General features: G+C 63.3%; 15 protein-coding genes and 1 pseudogene. 5 read left to right on the plus strand and 11 right to left on the minus strand.

Annotated elements, in window-relative coordinates:
* Positions 1 to 143 precede the first annotated feature (143 nt).
* Positions 144 to 1,100, plus strand: coding sequence for a polyphosphate kinase 2 (gene ppk2, locus ABH922_RS02850; protein ID WP_424805487.1), 957 nt, complete (start codon positions 144 to 146; stop codon positions 1,098 to 1,100).
* Here ppk2 and mgrA read toward each other — a convergent pair.
* The 5 genes from mgrA to ABH922_RS02875 form a co-directional block, all read right to left on the minus strand.
* Positions 1,097 to 2,128: an L-glyceraldehyde 3-phosphate reductase gene (mgrA, locus tag ABH922_RS02855; RefSeq protein ID WP_424805488.1), complete on the minus strand. Its 1,032-nt coding sequence runs from the start codon at positions 2,126 to 2,128 to the stop codon at positions 1,097 to 1,099. The two genes, ppk2 and mgrA, sit on opposite strands and share 4 nt — an antisense overlap.
* Positions 2,129 to 2,963: 835 nt before the next feature.
* Positions 2,964 to 3,236, minus strand: a complete 273-nt coding sequence (locus ABH922_RS02860; protein WP_424805489.1) for a hypothetical protein — start codon at positions 3,234 to 3,236, stop codon at positions 2,964 to 2,966.
* A gap of 94 nt (positions 3,237 to 3,330) precedes the next feature.
* Entirely contained in the window at positions 3,331 to 4,704 is a 1,374-nt protein-coding gene (locus ABH922_RS02865) for a sensor histidine kinase (RefSeq protein ID WP_424805490.1), read from the minus strand.
* The gene (locus ABH922_RS02870) at positions 4,701 to 5,405 is read right to left on the minus strand and encodes a response regulator transcription factor (protein WP_424805491.1); all 705 of its coding nucleotides are present in this window, start codon (positions 5,403 to 5,405) and stop codon (positions 4,701 to 4,703) included. The genes ABH922_RS02865 and ABH922_RS02870 overlap by 4 nt, the downstream gene beginning before the upstream one ends.
* Positions 5,406 to 5,428: 23 nt before the next feature.
* Positions 5,429 to 5,821 carry a DUF952 domain-containing protein gene (locus tag ABH922_RS02875; RefSeq protein WP_424805492.1) on the minus strand — a complete coding sequence of 131 codons (393 nt, stop codon included), beginning with the start codon at positions 5,819 to 5,821 and terminating at the stop codon, positions 5,429 to 5,431.
* Positions 5,822 to 5,903: 82 nt separating this feature from the next.
* On the opposite strand from ABH922_RS02875, the gene ABH922_RS02880 reads away from it, so the two are divergent.
* On the plus strand, positions 5,904 to 6,494 hold the full coding sequence (locus ABH922_RS02880) for a TetR/AcrR family transcriptional regulator (RefSeq protein ID WP_424805493.1): 591 nt from the start codon (positions 5,904 to 5,906) through the stop codon (positions 6,492 to 6,494).
* Between the two features lie 10 nt (positions 6,495 to 6,504).
* The gene (locus ABH922_RS02885; protein WP_424805494.1) at positions 6,505 to 7,851 is read left to right on the plus strand and encodes a cryptochrome/photolyase family protein; all 1,347 of its coding nucleotides are present in this window, start codon (positions 6,505 to 6,507) and stop codon (positions 7,849 to 7,851) included.
* Positions 7,852 to 7,860: 9 nt separating this feature from the next.
* Here the strand turns inward: ABH922_RS02885 and ABH922_RS02890 are convergent, their stop codons facing one another.
* Positions 7,861 to 8,208, minus strand: a complete 348-nt coding sequence (locus ABH922_RS02890) for a VOC family protein (protein ID WP_424805495.1) — start codon at positions 8,206 to 8,208, stop codon at positions 7,861 to 7,863.
* A gap of 125 nt (positions 8,209 to 8,333) precedes the next feature.
* The gene (locus ABH922_RS02895) at positions 8,334 to 9,572 is read right to left on the minus strand and encodes an MFS transporter (protein WP_424805496.1); all 1,239 of its coding nucleotides are present in this window, start codon (positions 9,570 to 9,572) and stop codon (positions 8,334 to 8,336) included.
* Between the two features lie 150 nt (positions 9,573 to 9,722).
* Between ABH922_RS02895 and ABH922_RS02900 the strand changes: the two genes are divergently transcribed.
* Positions 9,723 to 10,298: a TetR/AcrR family transcriptional regulator gene (locus ABH922_RS02900; RefSeq protein WP_424805497.1), complete on the plus strand. Its 576-nt coding sequence runs from the start codon at positions 9,723 to 9,725 to the stop codon at positions 10,296 to 10,298.
* Positions 10,299 to 10,581: 283 nt separating this feature from the next.
* On the opposite strand, the pseudogene ABH922_RS02905 reads toward ABH922_RS02900, so the two are convergent.
* From ABH922_RS02905 to ABH922_RS02915, 3 genes and pseudogenes are all read right to left on the minus strand, one after another.
* Positions 10,582 to 10,863 (minus strand): annotated as a pseudogene (locus ABH922_RS02905) (MATE family efflux transporter); the annotation flags it as partial.
* 194 nt (positions 10,864 to 11,057) lie between these two features.
* Entirely contained in the window at positions 11,058 to 11,576 is a 519-nt protein-coding gene (locus ABH922_RS02910; protein WP_424805498.1) for an N-acetyltransferase family protein, read from the minus strand.
* Between the two features lie 149 nt (positions 11,577 to 11,725).
* On the minus strand, positions 11,726 to 12,310 hold the full coding sequence (locus tag ABH922_RS02915) for a TetR/AcrR family transcriptional regulator (RefSeq protein ID WP_424805499.1): 585 nt from the start codon (positions 12,308 to 12,310) through the stop codon (positions 11,726 to 11,728).
* Positions 12,311 to 12,396: 86 nt separating this feature from the next.
* Here ABH922_RS02915 and ABH922_RS02920 point away from each other — a divergent pair, with 86 nt between their 5' ends.
* A complete protein-coding gene (locus tag ABH922_RS02920) occupies positions 12,397 to 12,783 on the plus strand; it encodes a DUF1304 domain-containing protein (RefSeq protein ID WP_424805500.1) in 387 nt (128 codons plus the stop codon).
* 215 nt (positions 12,784 to 12,998) lie between these two features.
* Here ABH922_RS02920 and ABH922_RS02925 read toward each other — a convergent pair whose 3' ends face one another.
* Positions 12,999 to 13,505 (minus strand): hypothetical protein, encoded by a 507-nt coding sequence (locus ABH922_RS02925; RefSeq protein ID WP_424805501.1) that lies wholly within the window; start codon positions 13,503 to 13,505, stop codon positions 12,999 to 13,001.
* Positions 13,506 to 13,766 lie beyond the last annotated feature (261 nt).

Consider the following 13,766-nt stretch of genomic DNA (forward strand, 5'->3'; position numbering starts at 1 on the left):
ACGTGGGGTGACCGGGATTACGGACTGGACGTCAGCGGGTCGCACTCGGGTTTCTCCTGGATCGGACTCCAAAACGGTCGCTGTGCGTAAACTCCGATTTACCCATATTCGGTGGTTCCCTGTCGTGAAGGAGCACGTATTTCATGAGTACCCCTGCCAGCAGCCAGGACGAAGCATCGGTGCAGGCGGCGCGACGGGTGTCCGTCACCGAGGACTATGCGGCGGAGATCGACGAGATCGCAGGTTTGAGTGCCAAACTGGGCGCGGTGGAACCCTCCGAGTACGCGGACGCCTGGAAACAGGGTTACCCGTACGAGAAGAAGATGTCACGCCGGGAGTACGACCGCACCAAGCGTCGCCTGCAGATCGAACTTCTCAAGTTGCAGCTGTGGGTCAAGGAAACCGGTCAGAAAGTGCTCATCATCTTCGAAGGTCGTGACGCGGCGGGTAAGGGCGGATCGATCAAGCGTTTCACCGAGCACCTCAACCCGCGTGGTGCACGCGTGGTGGCTCTCGAGAAACCGACCGACATCGAACGCACGCAGTGGTACTTCCAGCGCTACGTCGCGCACCTCCCCAGCGGCGGGGAGATCGTTCTGATGGACCGGTCCTGGTACAACCGGGCGGGGGTCGAGCGGGTGATGGGGTATTGCACTCCGACGCAGTATCTCGAGTTCATGAGAGAGTCACCGGACTTCGAACGCATGCTGGTCAATTCCGGAATACACCTGCACAAGCTCTGGTTCTCGGTGAGCCGGGAGGAACAGTTGGCTCGGTTCGCAGCACGACGGACCGATCCGGTGCGTCAATGGAAGCTGTCGCCGACGGATCTGGCGTCGCTCGACAAGTGGGACGACTACACCCAGGCCAAGGAAGCGATGTTCTTCTACACCGACACCGGTGACGCACCGTGGACGGTCATCAAGAGCAACGACAAGAAGCGCGCTCGGCTCGAGGCCATGCGCCACGTGCTTTCCGGCTTCGACTATCCCAACAAGGATCTGCGCGTGGTCGGCACGCCGGACCCGCTGATCGTGGGTCCGGCGTCGGCCGTGTTCGAAGAGGGTGAGCACGTCAGTGTGGAGCTGCCGAAGATCTAGATGGTGGCGGCTTCAGCCCACAGGTTGATACCGCTCTCCTTGGCATGTTGGTCGACGGCACCGAGTTCGGCATCGGTGAAATCGAGGTTGTCGAGTGCGCCGATGTTGGCCTCCAACTGCGCGACGCTGGAAGCGCCGATCAGCACGGAGGTCACACGCGGGTCACGCAGCGCCCAGCTCAGTGCGAGTTGCGCCAGGGATTGACCGCGACCGATCGCGATCTCGTTCAGCGCGCGGATATGAGTCTCGGATTCGGCAGTCAGCCACGACGGATCGAGCGACTTTCCTTGGGCTGCACGGGAGTTCTTCGGTATTCCGTGCAGATACCGGTCGGTCAACATGCCTTGCGCGAGCGGTGAGAACGCGATGACGCCGACACCGAGCTCGTCGACGGTGTCGAGAAGTTCCTTCTCGATCCAGCGGTTCAGCATCGAGTAGCTCGGCTGGTGGATCAGCAACGGTACACCGGCGGATGCGAGAATCGCGGCGATTTCCCGAGTACGCTCCGGGGAATAGGAACTGATTCCGGCGTACAGTGCCTTACCCTGCTGTACGGCCGTGATCAGCGCGCCGGCCGTCTCGTCGATCGGAGTGTCGGCGTCGGGGCGGTGGCTGTAGAAGATGTCGACGTAGTCGAGTCCGAGGCGGCCGAGTGACTGGTCGAGGGACGAGAGCAGGTATTTGCGCGAGCCGCCGAATCCGTACGGGCCGGGCCACATGTCCCACCCTGCTTTCGAGGAGATCACCAACTCGTCGCGGTAGCCTGTGAAGTCTTCACGCAGGATTCGTCCGAAGTTCGTTTCTGCGCTCCCGTAGGGCGGGCCGTAGTTGTTGGCCAGATCGAAATGGGTGACACCGAGATCGAACGCCCGACGCAAAATCGCGCGCTGGTTGTCGATGGGCACGTCGTCCCCGAAGTTGTGCCACAAGCCGAGCGAGACGGCCGGCAACTTCAGGCCACTTCGGCCGGTTCGGCGATACGGCATGCGCTCGTACCGGTCATCGGCAGCGACGTACTGATCGGACATGGTGCCTACCTTCTCATCGTGATGCAGTCGAGTCGATTCATTATCTCCGCCGGGTGTGTCAGGCTCGGCAGGTGGCCCGATTTCTGTTCGTAGGCCCTCGTCATCGGCCCGACGTCATCCACTCGTGGTGGAACGGGACGCATCGGCATCTCGTCGATCTGATGCCTTCGCGATAGATTGTGGCGAAACTGATTATTGCGCAAGAGCTTTCAATGAAAGTGCGTAACGTCCGTGCGGGTGCCGAGGTGGCGCAACGGTATCGAACGGCGGTGTGGTCGGCGTGCACGCCGGAGATCCGATTCGTTACGACCGTCCGGGATCGTCGGTGGTATTTCTGGTCGTTGCACCGTTGTGTCCGCGAAGTGGTGACGCCGAGTGATCGGTCGATGTCCGAGGAATCGATCACGAGGCGTGCCTCCCGCTCCGCCGAGATGTGGAATACGTTCGCGGAGTTCACGAAGGACTACGATCTGATCATTTCGCCGGCCCTGTCGGTGGCATGTCCGGCCGCCCGGTCCGCGCCGGACCGGCTGCTCGGTAGATCGCTCGCCAAGCAGATTCTCGGCCGGCTGAGGTGTGCCCGCTCGACATGCTCGACAACCCGGCTATCACCAGTGCGGCCGGGTTCAGTGACGACGGTCTACCCATCGGATTGCGGATCGCCGGTCCGACGCAGGCAGAGGAGACAGAGTCGAGGACGACGGCCCGCTTCGAGGAAGCGAAGCCGCGTGCGTTCGGGGCCGGACGCCGGCGTCCAGTGGTGTTGGCCTGTGACCGTGCGGGGGTGTGTTTCGCCTCTTGGTCGCAGCGGCAGTGGTGGACCGGGCGAACCGGGTCAGGGCTGTGCGGCAGCCTTGATGTGATCACCGTCGACGAACACGAGGCGCCCGTCGTCGAGGGCGACGCCCCAGCGGCGGGGCAGTGCCCATTCACGTTCGATGGTGTGCGCGGGCACGGTCGAGTCGGCGAAGTCCTCGACGATCACGCCGCGTGCCTTTTCGTTGTCGGGAAGTTCTACCTCGACAGGCGTCGACACGCCCAGTTTCACCTCGGCAGGCGGCGGCCCAGCGGGTGTTCGCGATGTTCGGGAACGCGTTTCGTTGCTCATGTGTCTCATTGAATCGCAATGTCGCGTTCATGTCTTCTAGGTCGATTGTCCAGTTTGAGATCGTGGATTGCCCAATTCGGGACGGGGACAGTGATTACTGCTGGGCGGTCGTGTCCGTCGTCGCTGAAATCGGTGACGTCTGATCCCTGATTTCCACCAGCAGACGGGCGCCGCCGAGAGGGCTTTCGAGCAACCTGGCGCTACCGTTGTGCAGCATCGCTTGCTGCTCGATCAGGGCCAGCCCGAGCCCGGAACCGATCGGCCCGGCCGTCGAGCCGCGAGTGAATCGGCCGAACACGCGGGTGCGCTCTTCGGGAGCGACACCGCAGCCGTCGTCGTCGACGGTGATGACGACGACGGTCGACTCGTCGCGCGAGCGGGACAAGGTGATTCGTATGGTCCGGGCACGGCCGTGACGAACCGCGTTGGACACGGCGTTGTCGAGAATCAGGCGGATGCCCCCGGGAAATGCACGAATCGCGTAGGGCAGCGCGGCATCGAGCGTCTCGGCGGTGATGGTCACTCCGCGATGATGCCGTTGCGCTTCCATGACGGCGAGATCGCAGATCTGGGTGAGATCGGTTTCGACGAAATCGTCTGCGGTGGAGAGTTCGCCCTTGGCCAGACGCTCGAGATCCCGCAAGGTCGATTCGACGCGTCGCTGGGTCCGCGCCAGGTCGACGAGGATTTCGTGTTGTTGGCCGGGCTCGAGTGCGACGGTGGAGAGCACTTCGATGTCGGTGCGCATGGCCGTCAACGGCGTACGCAGTTCGTGCGCTGCCGCGGACGCGAAGTCGCGGGCAGTGGACAGCGCCGCGCTGGTCGCCTCCTGTGCGCTGGCGACGTCGCTGAGCATCGACTTTGCTGCCGCAGCGAGTTCGTCGGCTTCGCGGATGCCGGACGACTCCGTGACGAGGTTCGGTTCGCGGCGTGCGATCAGTCGGGTCAGCTCCATCAAGGGGCGCACCGCCGGGCCGCCGAACACCCAGCCGAGGGCAGCTGCGGCACCTATTGCCCCCAGGCCGAAGAATGCCACCTGGTGTTGCTGTTCGACGGTGATGTCGCGGGCCTCGGCGTACGGTACCGCCAGCGACACCAGGGCGTTGATGCCCCCCGCCCGCGCCGTGTAGGCCCGGTACTTGGTGCCGTCCACCTCCACCGTCGCGGAGCCGACCGTGAGCTCGGGCAATCGGGTCGGTGTGCTCGATCTGACCGTTCCGTCCGTGTCGGAGCGGATGGTCACCGAGAATGCCCCGCCGTCACCGAGAGCGCCGAGAAATGGGCCGGCCGTCGCGGCGTTGGCGACCACCACCGTCGAGGCGGTTTCCAGTCGACGATCCAGTTGACTCAGATTGTTTCGGGCGATGGCGAGCGCGACGACGACGCCGATCGCGAGAACGATGAACGTCGCGCCCAGGGCCGCGGCCGCCGCGATGCGGGTACGGAGCGAGAAACGCCGTCGGGTCACGGATTGTCCCGGAGGACGAACCCGACTCCGCGAACCGTGTGCAGCAGTCGGGGATGCCCGCCTGCTTCGAATTTACGGCGCAGGTACCCGACGAACACGTCGACGACGTTGGTGTCGGCGACGAAGTCGTAGCCCCACACCAGTTCGAGGAGACGTTCGCGGGTGAGCACGATGCCCGCGTTGTGCGCGAGAACGTCGAGCAGCTCGAACTCTCGTTTCGTCAGGGGCACTTCACTGCCGTCGATGCACACCCGGCGGCCCGCGAGATCGATGTCGAGGTTGCCGATGCGCAGTGGGCCGGTGCCTTCGGTGCGGTCGTCGGTCGAGGTGTTGCTTCGTCGCAGCATCGATCGGATCCGGGCGACCAGTTCTGCCAGCACGAAAGGTTTGACCATGTAGTCGTCGGCGCCGGATTCGAGGCCCGCGATTCGGTCGTCGACGGAGCTCCGAGCGCTCAGAACACAGATCGGAACGTCGTTGCCTGCGCTGCGTAGCGCCGTCACCACTCCGGAGCCGTCGAGAATCGGCATGTTGATGTCCAACACCACGGCGTCGGGTTGAGTGGCGGCTACCGCTCGTAAGGCGTCGGCGCCGTCGACCGCCGTCAGCACCGTGAATCCCGACAGCCGCAATCCACGCTCCAGCGAGGTCAGGACGTCGGAGTCGTCGTCGACGACGAGAATGGTCGGTGTGTCGGTCACCGTGTCATTGTGCCCTGTCGGGGTCAGCGTTCGGTCGGGCTGCTGCGCCGGACCGAGTATCCGCTCAGATCGGGCACGCGCCAGGGTTCGGCTCCACGATCGAGCGGTAACTCGGCCACCACCGTCTCACTGTCCATCGGCAGCGGTCCAGTGATGCGCGGTTTGCCGGTGCCCCATTCGATGTCGACGCCGGCCGCGGTCAGCGCGTCCTCGTCCAGAACCGCGACGATCAGGGGGAGCGTGAGGTCGCCGAAGACGTGGTCGAGTGCTGCCGGAAGTGAGTCGGCGGTTGCGGCGCGGATGAATCCGGCGTCGTCGTAGCTGATGCCACGGGTCGAGACTTCGTATTCGCCGAAGCGTTTGCATCCTTCCCAGTCGTCGGCGATGGCGACGTGGATCAGTCGCTGTCCGCTCATGTCGGTCTCCTGCACTGTCGAATTAATGAAACGTAAACGTAGCATTAATTGGATTTCGGTGCATGATGATGGAATGGGATCCATGACGCAGCAGCCACGTCGGCGAGGCCGGACCAGTGACGCCGAGCGGGCGGGACGACGCGAGGAGATCCTCGACGTCGCGCTCGCGTCGTTCCGTCAGATGGGGTTCGCCCGCACCACCCTCGACGTGATCGCACAGAACGCCGGTGTGGCCAAGCGCACCGTATACACCTACTTCGGCGACAAGGCGGCAGTATTCGCGGCGGCCGTGGAGCGCCAGCACGCCTACGTCGAGAAGGCTCGCGACGGCGCCACCGACGTGGTGGACGCGGCAACGGACATCGTGTGCGCGCTGCACGGCGACAACTCGATCACGCTGCACCGCATGATGATCGGCGAGGCCGTGCAGTTTCCGGAGTTGGCGGCGAAGTTCTACGAGTCCGGTCCCGCGCGGTCCATCGCGTACCTGACGACGGTCCTGCGCGATCAGCACGGTGAGGTGGCAGCACAGTCGGCGGATCAGCTCTACACGTTGTTGCTCGGTGAGGAGCATCGCAAACGTCTGCTCGGACTGAGTGCGGAGCCGAATTCGGAGCGAGCGCGCGAGCTTGCCACTCGCGCGGTGGACTGCGTGCTGGCCTCTCATCGGTAGGCTCGTCCGGGTGAACAATTCCGTGGTCTGGTTTCGGCGTGATCTGCGGGTGGGCGACCTACCCACCCTGACGGCGGCGTCCGACGCCGGCGGGCAGGTGCTCGGTCTGTTCGTTCTCGACGATCGCTTACTCGGACCGTCCGGATCGCCGCGTAGCGATCGACTCTTCGCCGACCTGGCCGAGTTGGACCGGCAATTGGGTGGCCGGCTGATGGTGGTGCGCGGCGACCCGGCCGTGGTGGTACCGTCCGTCGCGAAGTCGGTAGAAGCCGACGAAGTACACATCAGCGCCGACTACGGGCCGTACGGGCGGGAACGTGATGCGGCAGTAGCGAAATCGGTGACGCTGGTCGCGACCGGCTCCCCGTACGCGGTGGCCCCAGGGCGAGTGACCAAGGCGGACGGTGACCCGTACAAGGTCTTCACCCCGTACTTTCGGCAGTGGCTCGCACACGGGTGGCGCGGTCCGGCTGCCACGGACGCGACGACCGTGCAGTGGATCGATCCGGAGGATGCGGCGGGCGAGGTGAAGCGGGTGGCGATTCCCGCGCCCGGTCGCGACGTCGTCGGGCCGGTCGGTGAAGCGGGCGCACTCGAACAGTGGAAAGAATACCGCGAGAACCATCTTCGAGAGTACGACGACGAGCGCAACCGCCCGGATCTCGACACGACGAGCCGCATGTCCATCCCGCTCAAGTACGGCACCATTCATCCCCGAACGATGCTCGCGGACCTGTCCCGACGCACCGACGACGGCGCCCAGGCCTACCGTCGCCAGCTGGCGTGGCGAGACTTCTACGCGGACATCCTGTTTCAGAAGCCACAGAGCGCCAGGTCGAACTACGACAGCAAGTTCGACAGGTTGCGGCACGACAGCGGAGCGGCAGCAGATCTCGCTTTCATCGCGTGGTGCGAGGGGCGGACGGGCTTCCCGATCGTCGACGCGGGGATGAGGCAACTGGCCGCCGAGAACTGGATGCACAATCGGGTCCGCATGATCGTGGCGTCGTTCCTGGTGAAGGATCTGCACATTCCGTGGTGGCGGGGCGCCCGGTACTTCATGAATCACCTGGTGGACGGTGATCTTGCGTCCAATCAGCACGGCTGGCAGTGGACGGCCGGCTCGGGTACCGACGCGTCGCCGTTCTTCCGGGTGTTCAACCCGATCACGCAGGGTGAGAAGTTCGATCCGGACGGGACGTACGTTCGCCGGTGGGTTCCCGAACTGCGTGGTGTGCCGGGTAAAGCGGTGCATTCGTTGAAAGCGATGCGCCCGGTCGACTACCCCGAACCTATCGTCGACCACGCCCACGAGCGTCAGGAAGCGCTGCGCCGCTACGGCGAGATCAAGGATTGAGCGTGCTCCTCAGTGATCGGCAGGGGCGACGCGGATACGGTTTCCGTCGAGGTCGGCGATGACGAAGGTCAGGCCGAACACGTCCTCGGCCGGCTCTTCCAGTACCTCGACGCCCTTGCCCACCCACTCGTCGTAGATCGCCCGGATCTCCCTGCTGCCACCGTCGACGACCAGACCGATCTCGAAGCCTCGGGGCGCCGCGGGATCGACCTCCCGCGACTTCCCGCTCCACAGGGCGAGGACGACGCCGCCACCGAGATCGAAGGTCATGTACCGCGAACTGAGTATCTCGGGTTCGGCGCCGAACAGTTCGCCGTAGAATGCAGCGGACGACGCGGCATCTCTTACATATACCAAAAACTGGTTAGGTAGTCGCACAGCGGTTTTCCCATTCTCGGTTCGCTCGGATCAGTGCAGTCGAGCTTTCCAGGTCGGGGTCTCCCCGTCCAAGAACGGTCAGGTCTGGCGGTCAGAACTTGTGGTTATGGCCGGGCGGACGACTGGGACGGTTTGCGTTCGCTCGTCACGAGAAGACCGACCAGGGCCGCCGCGGAAAGGATCATCACCAGAGCGCCGTAACTGCGAGTGGTGTCGACCAGGCCGATCTTCCCGACGAGATAGCCCGCCAGTAGCGCCGGAAAGCTGTTGGCCAGGTAGGCGATGACGTACACCGTCGAGAGCAGTCCGGCCCGTTGGTGGTTTTCGGCCAGTGGCATGACGGAGAGAATCGTCCCCTGAAAACCTGCACCGAATCCGATGCCCGCTACCGCTGTTCCGATGAGGATCAGTGCAGCCGAGGAGAGTTCGGCTCCCACGAGCGTCAGCGCAACTCCGATCACGAGTGCCGACGTACCGATCAACATCACGGTACGGCCGACCAGCTTGCGGAGTACGAGCACTGTCGCCGCGCCGAAGCCGGTCAGGGTGGCCACCATGATCGCGCCGATCAGCGAGCTGTGGACGTCGAGAGCATTGCGTGCCAGCGCTGGACCCAGCGAGAGGTAGAAGCCGCCGAGGGCCCACACTGCGACGAGGCAGGGTGCGGTGAGCACGATCATGGTCCGGGCTTGTCGGGGAACAGCGAGGGCAGGTCGAAGTGACTGCAATGCTCCAGGTCGGCCACCGGATGTTTCCGGTGCCGCCAGGACTCCGAGGAACTCGAGGATCACCAGAGCCAACAGCACCAGGTAGACAGTGCTGGTCGGGCGCGGGAGATGTTCGCTGATCAGGCTCGAACCCACCGCGCCGACAGCCAGACCGACAGTCGGTGCCACACTGTTGATGACGGAGCCCCGGCCTGGAGTGCGCTCGAGGTCGATGAGTGTCGATCCCAGGGCGCTGATGGCGGCACCGGTCGCGATGCCCTGGACCACTCGCGCGATCAACAAGATGCTCAATCCATCGGCGGTGGCGAACAGAACCAGCGAAACAGCTTCGAGGGCAAGAGCTCCCAATAGAACCGGGCGTCGGCCGACATGATCGGAGAGTGACCCGGCGGTCAGTAGAGTGACGAGGAGAGCGAGGGCGTAGATGCCGAACACCAGTGTCGATGCCAGTGAGGAGAATCCCCACAGTTCCTGGTAGTGCTCGTACAGCGGCGTCGGCGTCGCGGACGCACCCAGGAACGTGGCGATGATTACTGCGACAAGAGTGAATGCGGCACCTCGACCCAGGCGTCGGCGGGGAGAGGTTTCGGTCTGATGCGTCAGAGTTGTTGTCATCTACGAAGGCGCTTCCCGTGTGGGTGTCAATGGCATTGAACATGTCGATGACGTCGAACATGCCAATGGCTTCAAACGCAATTTCTTTGCGTTTGGAACGCTACGCCCACTCGTAAGCTAATGCAACATCTTTGCGTTAGGATGTGACTTATGACTTCGTCCACAGGTTTGCGCCCCGGCGGGCGCAGCGCGCGAATCCAGCAGGCCGTGCATGCGTCGGCACGGAGATTGTTGGAGCAGCGCGACCGGGCCGAGATCACTGTCCCCATGATTGCCGCGGACGCAGGCGTCACGCCGTCCACGATTTATCGCAGGTGGGGAGATGTCAACGAAGTGTTCGCCGACGTCTCGCTCGAGCGGATGCGCCCCGAAGCGCCGCCGCGCGAAACCGGTTCGTTGCGTGGCGATCTGGTCGCCTGGGCACAGGAATACCTCGACGAGATCTCCACCGAGGTCGGCCGTGCGATGTTGCGTGACGTCGTGATGAGCGATGACTCCTCTGCAACGGCGGACGGGACCAAGAAGTTCAAATGCGCGTACTTCTGTCGAGTGCAGATCGACGTGATCCTGGATCGGTGGGCCGACGAGGCGATCGTTGACGGTGACGAGGTGGTCGACCACATCGTTGCGCCGATGGTCTACCGAGTTCTGTTCGATCTCGAACCGGTGGCACCGGGGCGTGTGGGTGTGCTGGTGGATCAAGCGCTCGCGCTCGCGGCATCCTGAGATCAACGACCAGGCGAGGGGTGCATTGACCGGCGGCATCAGTGCAGTTACCTGCGCAGCGGTGATCGTCTCGACCATTCCGCCCAGCACCCCGCGCAGATGAGCTGTGATCGCGGTGAACGGCAGCGTGATCAACAGGAAGCGGAGCATGACTGTGGTGTCGTTGATCGGATCGTCGAGCGAATTGTTCCCGTCGGCGTGAGCTGTTGCGCCGATCATGCTCGGCGCCAACAGGGTTCCCACGATGGCCACCACTGTTCCGCAAACGGGCGACAAGCACGGTTCCCGTGCGGGCGAGCTGGACTATGGCGGGGCGGTCTCCGGCGCCGTGCCATCGGGCAACGAGAACCTGTGTTGCCGTGCCGAAGGGAATGACGATTGCAGTGAACAGAATCCAGATCGGCCGAGCGACGGCGCCGCTGCTGATCGCATTCGTCGAATAGTGTCCGAGCATGGCGGCGTCGGTGACACTCGCGATCAGCGCGGTACTCGACATCACGATGACGGGCCACGCAATGGTCCATACCTGTCGAATTCTGCCCGGCAGTCCCTGTGCCGGAGCCATCGTTTCCCGAGATTACGCGACACGTCGGGTGCTCTCGAAAACACGTCGTCCCGCCACTCGAAGATGCTGTCACAGATGCTTGTTCGGCGTCGATCCACGCTTGCGTTCGCCGGAGCCGGAGCGCCTGGAATATCGCCTTCCGCCGATGTGATCAGTGGACGGTCCGGAGAGCGAGCGCTGCCGCGGAGTTGAGTTCACGCTGAATGGAAGTCCTGGACGTTCTTCGGCGGGAGGTGCTGTCGAGCCAACCGTACTTCGGGGAGGGCGCCCTGCCTGGTTGCGCCGTCCGCATCGAAGTGGTTGCGCCGATAAAAGCCGTGTGCGCGAGGATTGTGCTCGGCCACCCACAATTGCGCAGGCCGATCACCGAGAACCGCGTCGAGGAGTTGCCGACCCACTCCTGAACCGTGCCAACGCGGCAACAGATACAGCGAGTACAGTTCGAGCGCTTGTGCCGGAGCTTGCTCGAACGGTGGGCCGGCATGGGCGAATCCGACGATCTGCTCTTGGTGGGCAGCCGTGACCAGTCGGGGCGGTGATGCCGACAATATGGTGGTCCACAGGTTTTTACGCTCGGCCACTGCCTGCTGGGTGTAACAGCTTTCGGGAAGTCGCTCGCCGTACGTCGATTTCCACACAGCTACGTGTAGGTGTGCCAATTCGTCGGCATCGCGTAATTGCGGGATTCGCAACACCGGTAGGGAAACAACCATGATCGAGCGTATCGCAAGGGCCGAGGTGAATCAGGTGCGATTGCCGAGAATCGTTTCGGCGTCCGAGCCGACCGCGTGATCTGATCTGCGTCGACGGAGTGTGCGATACGGGCGGACCCTGGTCAGTCGCGGGTGTGGCTCACCCTCGATCAGTTGCTCCACTGCCTGTTCAATCGCCGTGCAGATTCGAGTTCGGCTACTGCGGCTCGCGGATCGACCCTAGCCAGGATCAGTGCACTGACGTTGCAGGACAACAAGATGCTCGCCCGCTCGCGTACTACATCCGCTGACGCAGTGGTGGATGCAGCGCGGACCCCGTTCTCGATGGAGGCGAGCAACTCCTGCCGATAGCCGCGGATCACGTCAGCGATGGACTCGTCGTTCGCAGCCGGCGTCGTCGCTGTGTTCAGCAACAGGCAGCCGCGTCTGCGAGTGTCGGGCGTCATGGTGGCAACGGCTCGGGCAAGTGCGGCGAAGTACTCGTCAACCGCATCGTGTGTCGGGTTCGTCGCCAATCCCTGCAATCGTGGTCGAATGACGCGGTTCAGGTACATCTGCACTGCGGAATCGAACAGTCCGCGTTTGTTGGTGAACGTGTTGTAAAGGCTCGAACGATTGAGTCCAGTTGTGGCCTCCAACTCTGCCAGCGACGCACCTTCGTAGCCCCGATCCCAGAACACGTCCAGAGCTGCGGCGATCACGGTAACAGTGTCGAACTCCTGTGATCTGCCCACTCGATCACGCTCCTTTCTGTATCGGTCGGTTCAGTATATATTGAACCGGTCGATTCAGAATTTCGCCTCGAAATCAGGAGTTCACATTGAACGTCGTCGGATATGTTTTCGCGGCACTGGCCGCACTGCTGCACGTCTACATCTTCGTGCTCGAGTCCGTCCTCTGGACTGCCCCGAAGACTCGCGCAATCTTTGGGGTGAAAACCGAAGAGGAGGCACTCGCCACCAAATCACTGGCCTTCAACCAGGGCTTCTACAACCTGTTCCTGGCTGTCGTGACGGCCGTCGGCATCATTGTTGTTGCTTGCGGCTCGGCGTCGGTAGGAATTGCGCTCGTGCTCGCCGGAACCGGATCGATGGCCGCTGCGGCACTGGTACTCCTGATCTCCGCACCGGACAAGGCGCGCGCAGCGATCACCCAGGGCATTCTTGCGCTGGTTGCGGTGATCGCCTTGGTGATTCATCTGATCTGAGGTGGATCGACTTTCGCCTACACCGGTATCGCCGGAGCGAGAAAGTATGCACAGAGGATCGGCCGGGACTGTGGTGTGCCGGCGGACCCTGCGGTCGCGGGGGGAGAGTCGACCCGAAAAGATCAGCCCACACAACTCGAGGCGATCGCCCCGTTGTCGCGAGCACCACGCACGCCGGTGAGTCTCGACGCAAGTGCGCTTCTCGTCTCGGGTGGTCAGTTTCCCGACAGCCAGGACTCCATCAGTGCGACGGCGCCGTGCAGCGCTCCGCAGTCGAAGGCCTCGGCCAGCGCGTAGGCGATCACGAGTTCGTCACCGCTCGGAGTACCGAACCACTCGGCATCCGTGCGCCGGGGATCGGAGTTCTCGTCCTTCGACAGCGCTCCGATGCGGACGCCGTCGCGAGTGAACTCGGAAGTCGCGTCGTCGACAGGCGTGAAGGTCAGGGCCGGACCCGCGCCGAGTACCGAGATCGAATACGAACGTCTGGACAGGAATCCTTTGCCCATGGACAACTCGACGTCGTTGCCGCCGACAGTGAGATGTAGGTCGGCGGCGGTTCGTGTTCCGATGGGAATACCGTCCCGAAACGGGGCGTGCAGGCGACGTGTCAGTACTGCATGCGATGTGCCGGATCGAACCTCCACAACCCCGGTATCGGCATCGAAGGTGATCTCCACCTGGCTGTGCGTCGGGTCCTGAACTACGTACCGGTCGGTCACGGTCCTCCCTGGGTCTGTCGGATGGCCAAGTCTGTCGAAAAATCAGTCGCTGATTTCGCTGCATCCTGCGGCGTTCAGTTCTATCCTGGGGATGGGTTTGTTGCGCATCCCATCACATATTTTCCCACATCAGACGAGGAGCGCCTATGAGGTTGTCGACCACTTGTTCTGTTGCTACGACGGCTTGACCAAGCCTGAATCGACTCTGCCGGACGGTGCTCGAGACCCGTCCGGCAGAGTCGATTCCGTTGAACACAGAGT

It is taken from the genome of Rhodococcus sp. 27YEA15, assembly GCF_049739425.1.
In the GTDB taxonomy this organism is placed as follows: Bacteria; Actinomycetota; Actinomycetes; order Mycobacteriales; family Mycobacteriaceae; genus Rhodococcus_F.

Coding starts and splice junctions, on each gene's coding strand:
- mgrA (WP_424805488.1), bottom strand. CDS start 2,128: ATGTCCGATCAGTACGTCGCTGCCGATGACCGGTACGAGCGCATGCCG.
- ABH922_RS02895 (WP_424805496.1), bottom strand. CDS start 9,572: ATGACAACAACTCTGACGCATCAGACCGAAACCTCTCCCCGCCGACGC.
- ABH922_RS02860 (WP_424805489.1), bottom strand. CDS start 3,236: ATGAGCAACGAAACGCGTTCCCGAACATCGCGAACACCCGCTGGGCCG.
- ppk2 (WP_424805487.1), top strand. CDS start 144: ATGAGTACCCCTGCCAGCAGCCAGGACGAAGCATCGGTGCAGGCGGCG.
- ABH922_RS02880 (WP_424805493.1), top strand. CDS start 5,904: ATGACGCAGCAGCCACGTCGGCGAGGCCGGACCAGTGACGCCGAGCGG.
- ABH922_RS02875 (WP_424805492.1), bottom strand. CDS start 5,821: ATGAGCGGACAGCGACTGATCCACGTCGCCATCGCCGACGACTGGGAA.
- ABH922_RS02900 (WP_424805497.1), top strand. CDS start 9,723: ATGACTTCGTCCACAGGTTTGCGCCCCGGCGGGCGCAGCGCGCGAATC.
- ABH922_RS02910 (WP_424805498.1), bottom strand. CDS start 11,576: ATGGTTGTTTCCCTACCGGTGTTGCGAATCCCGCAATTACGCGATGCC.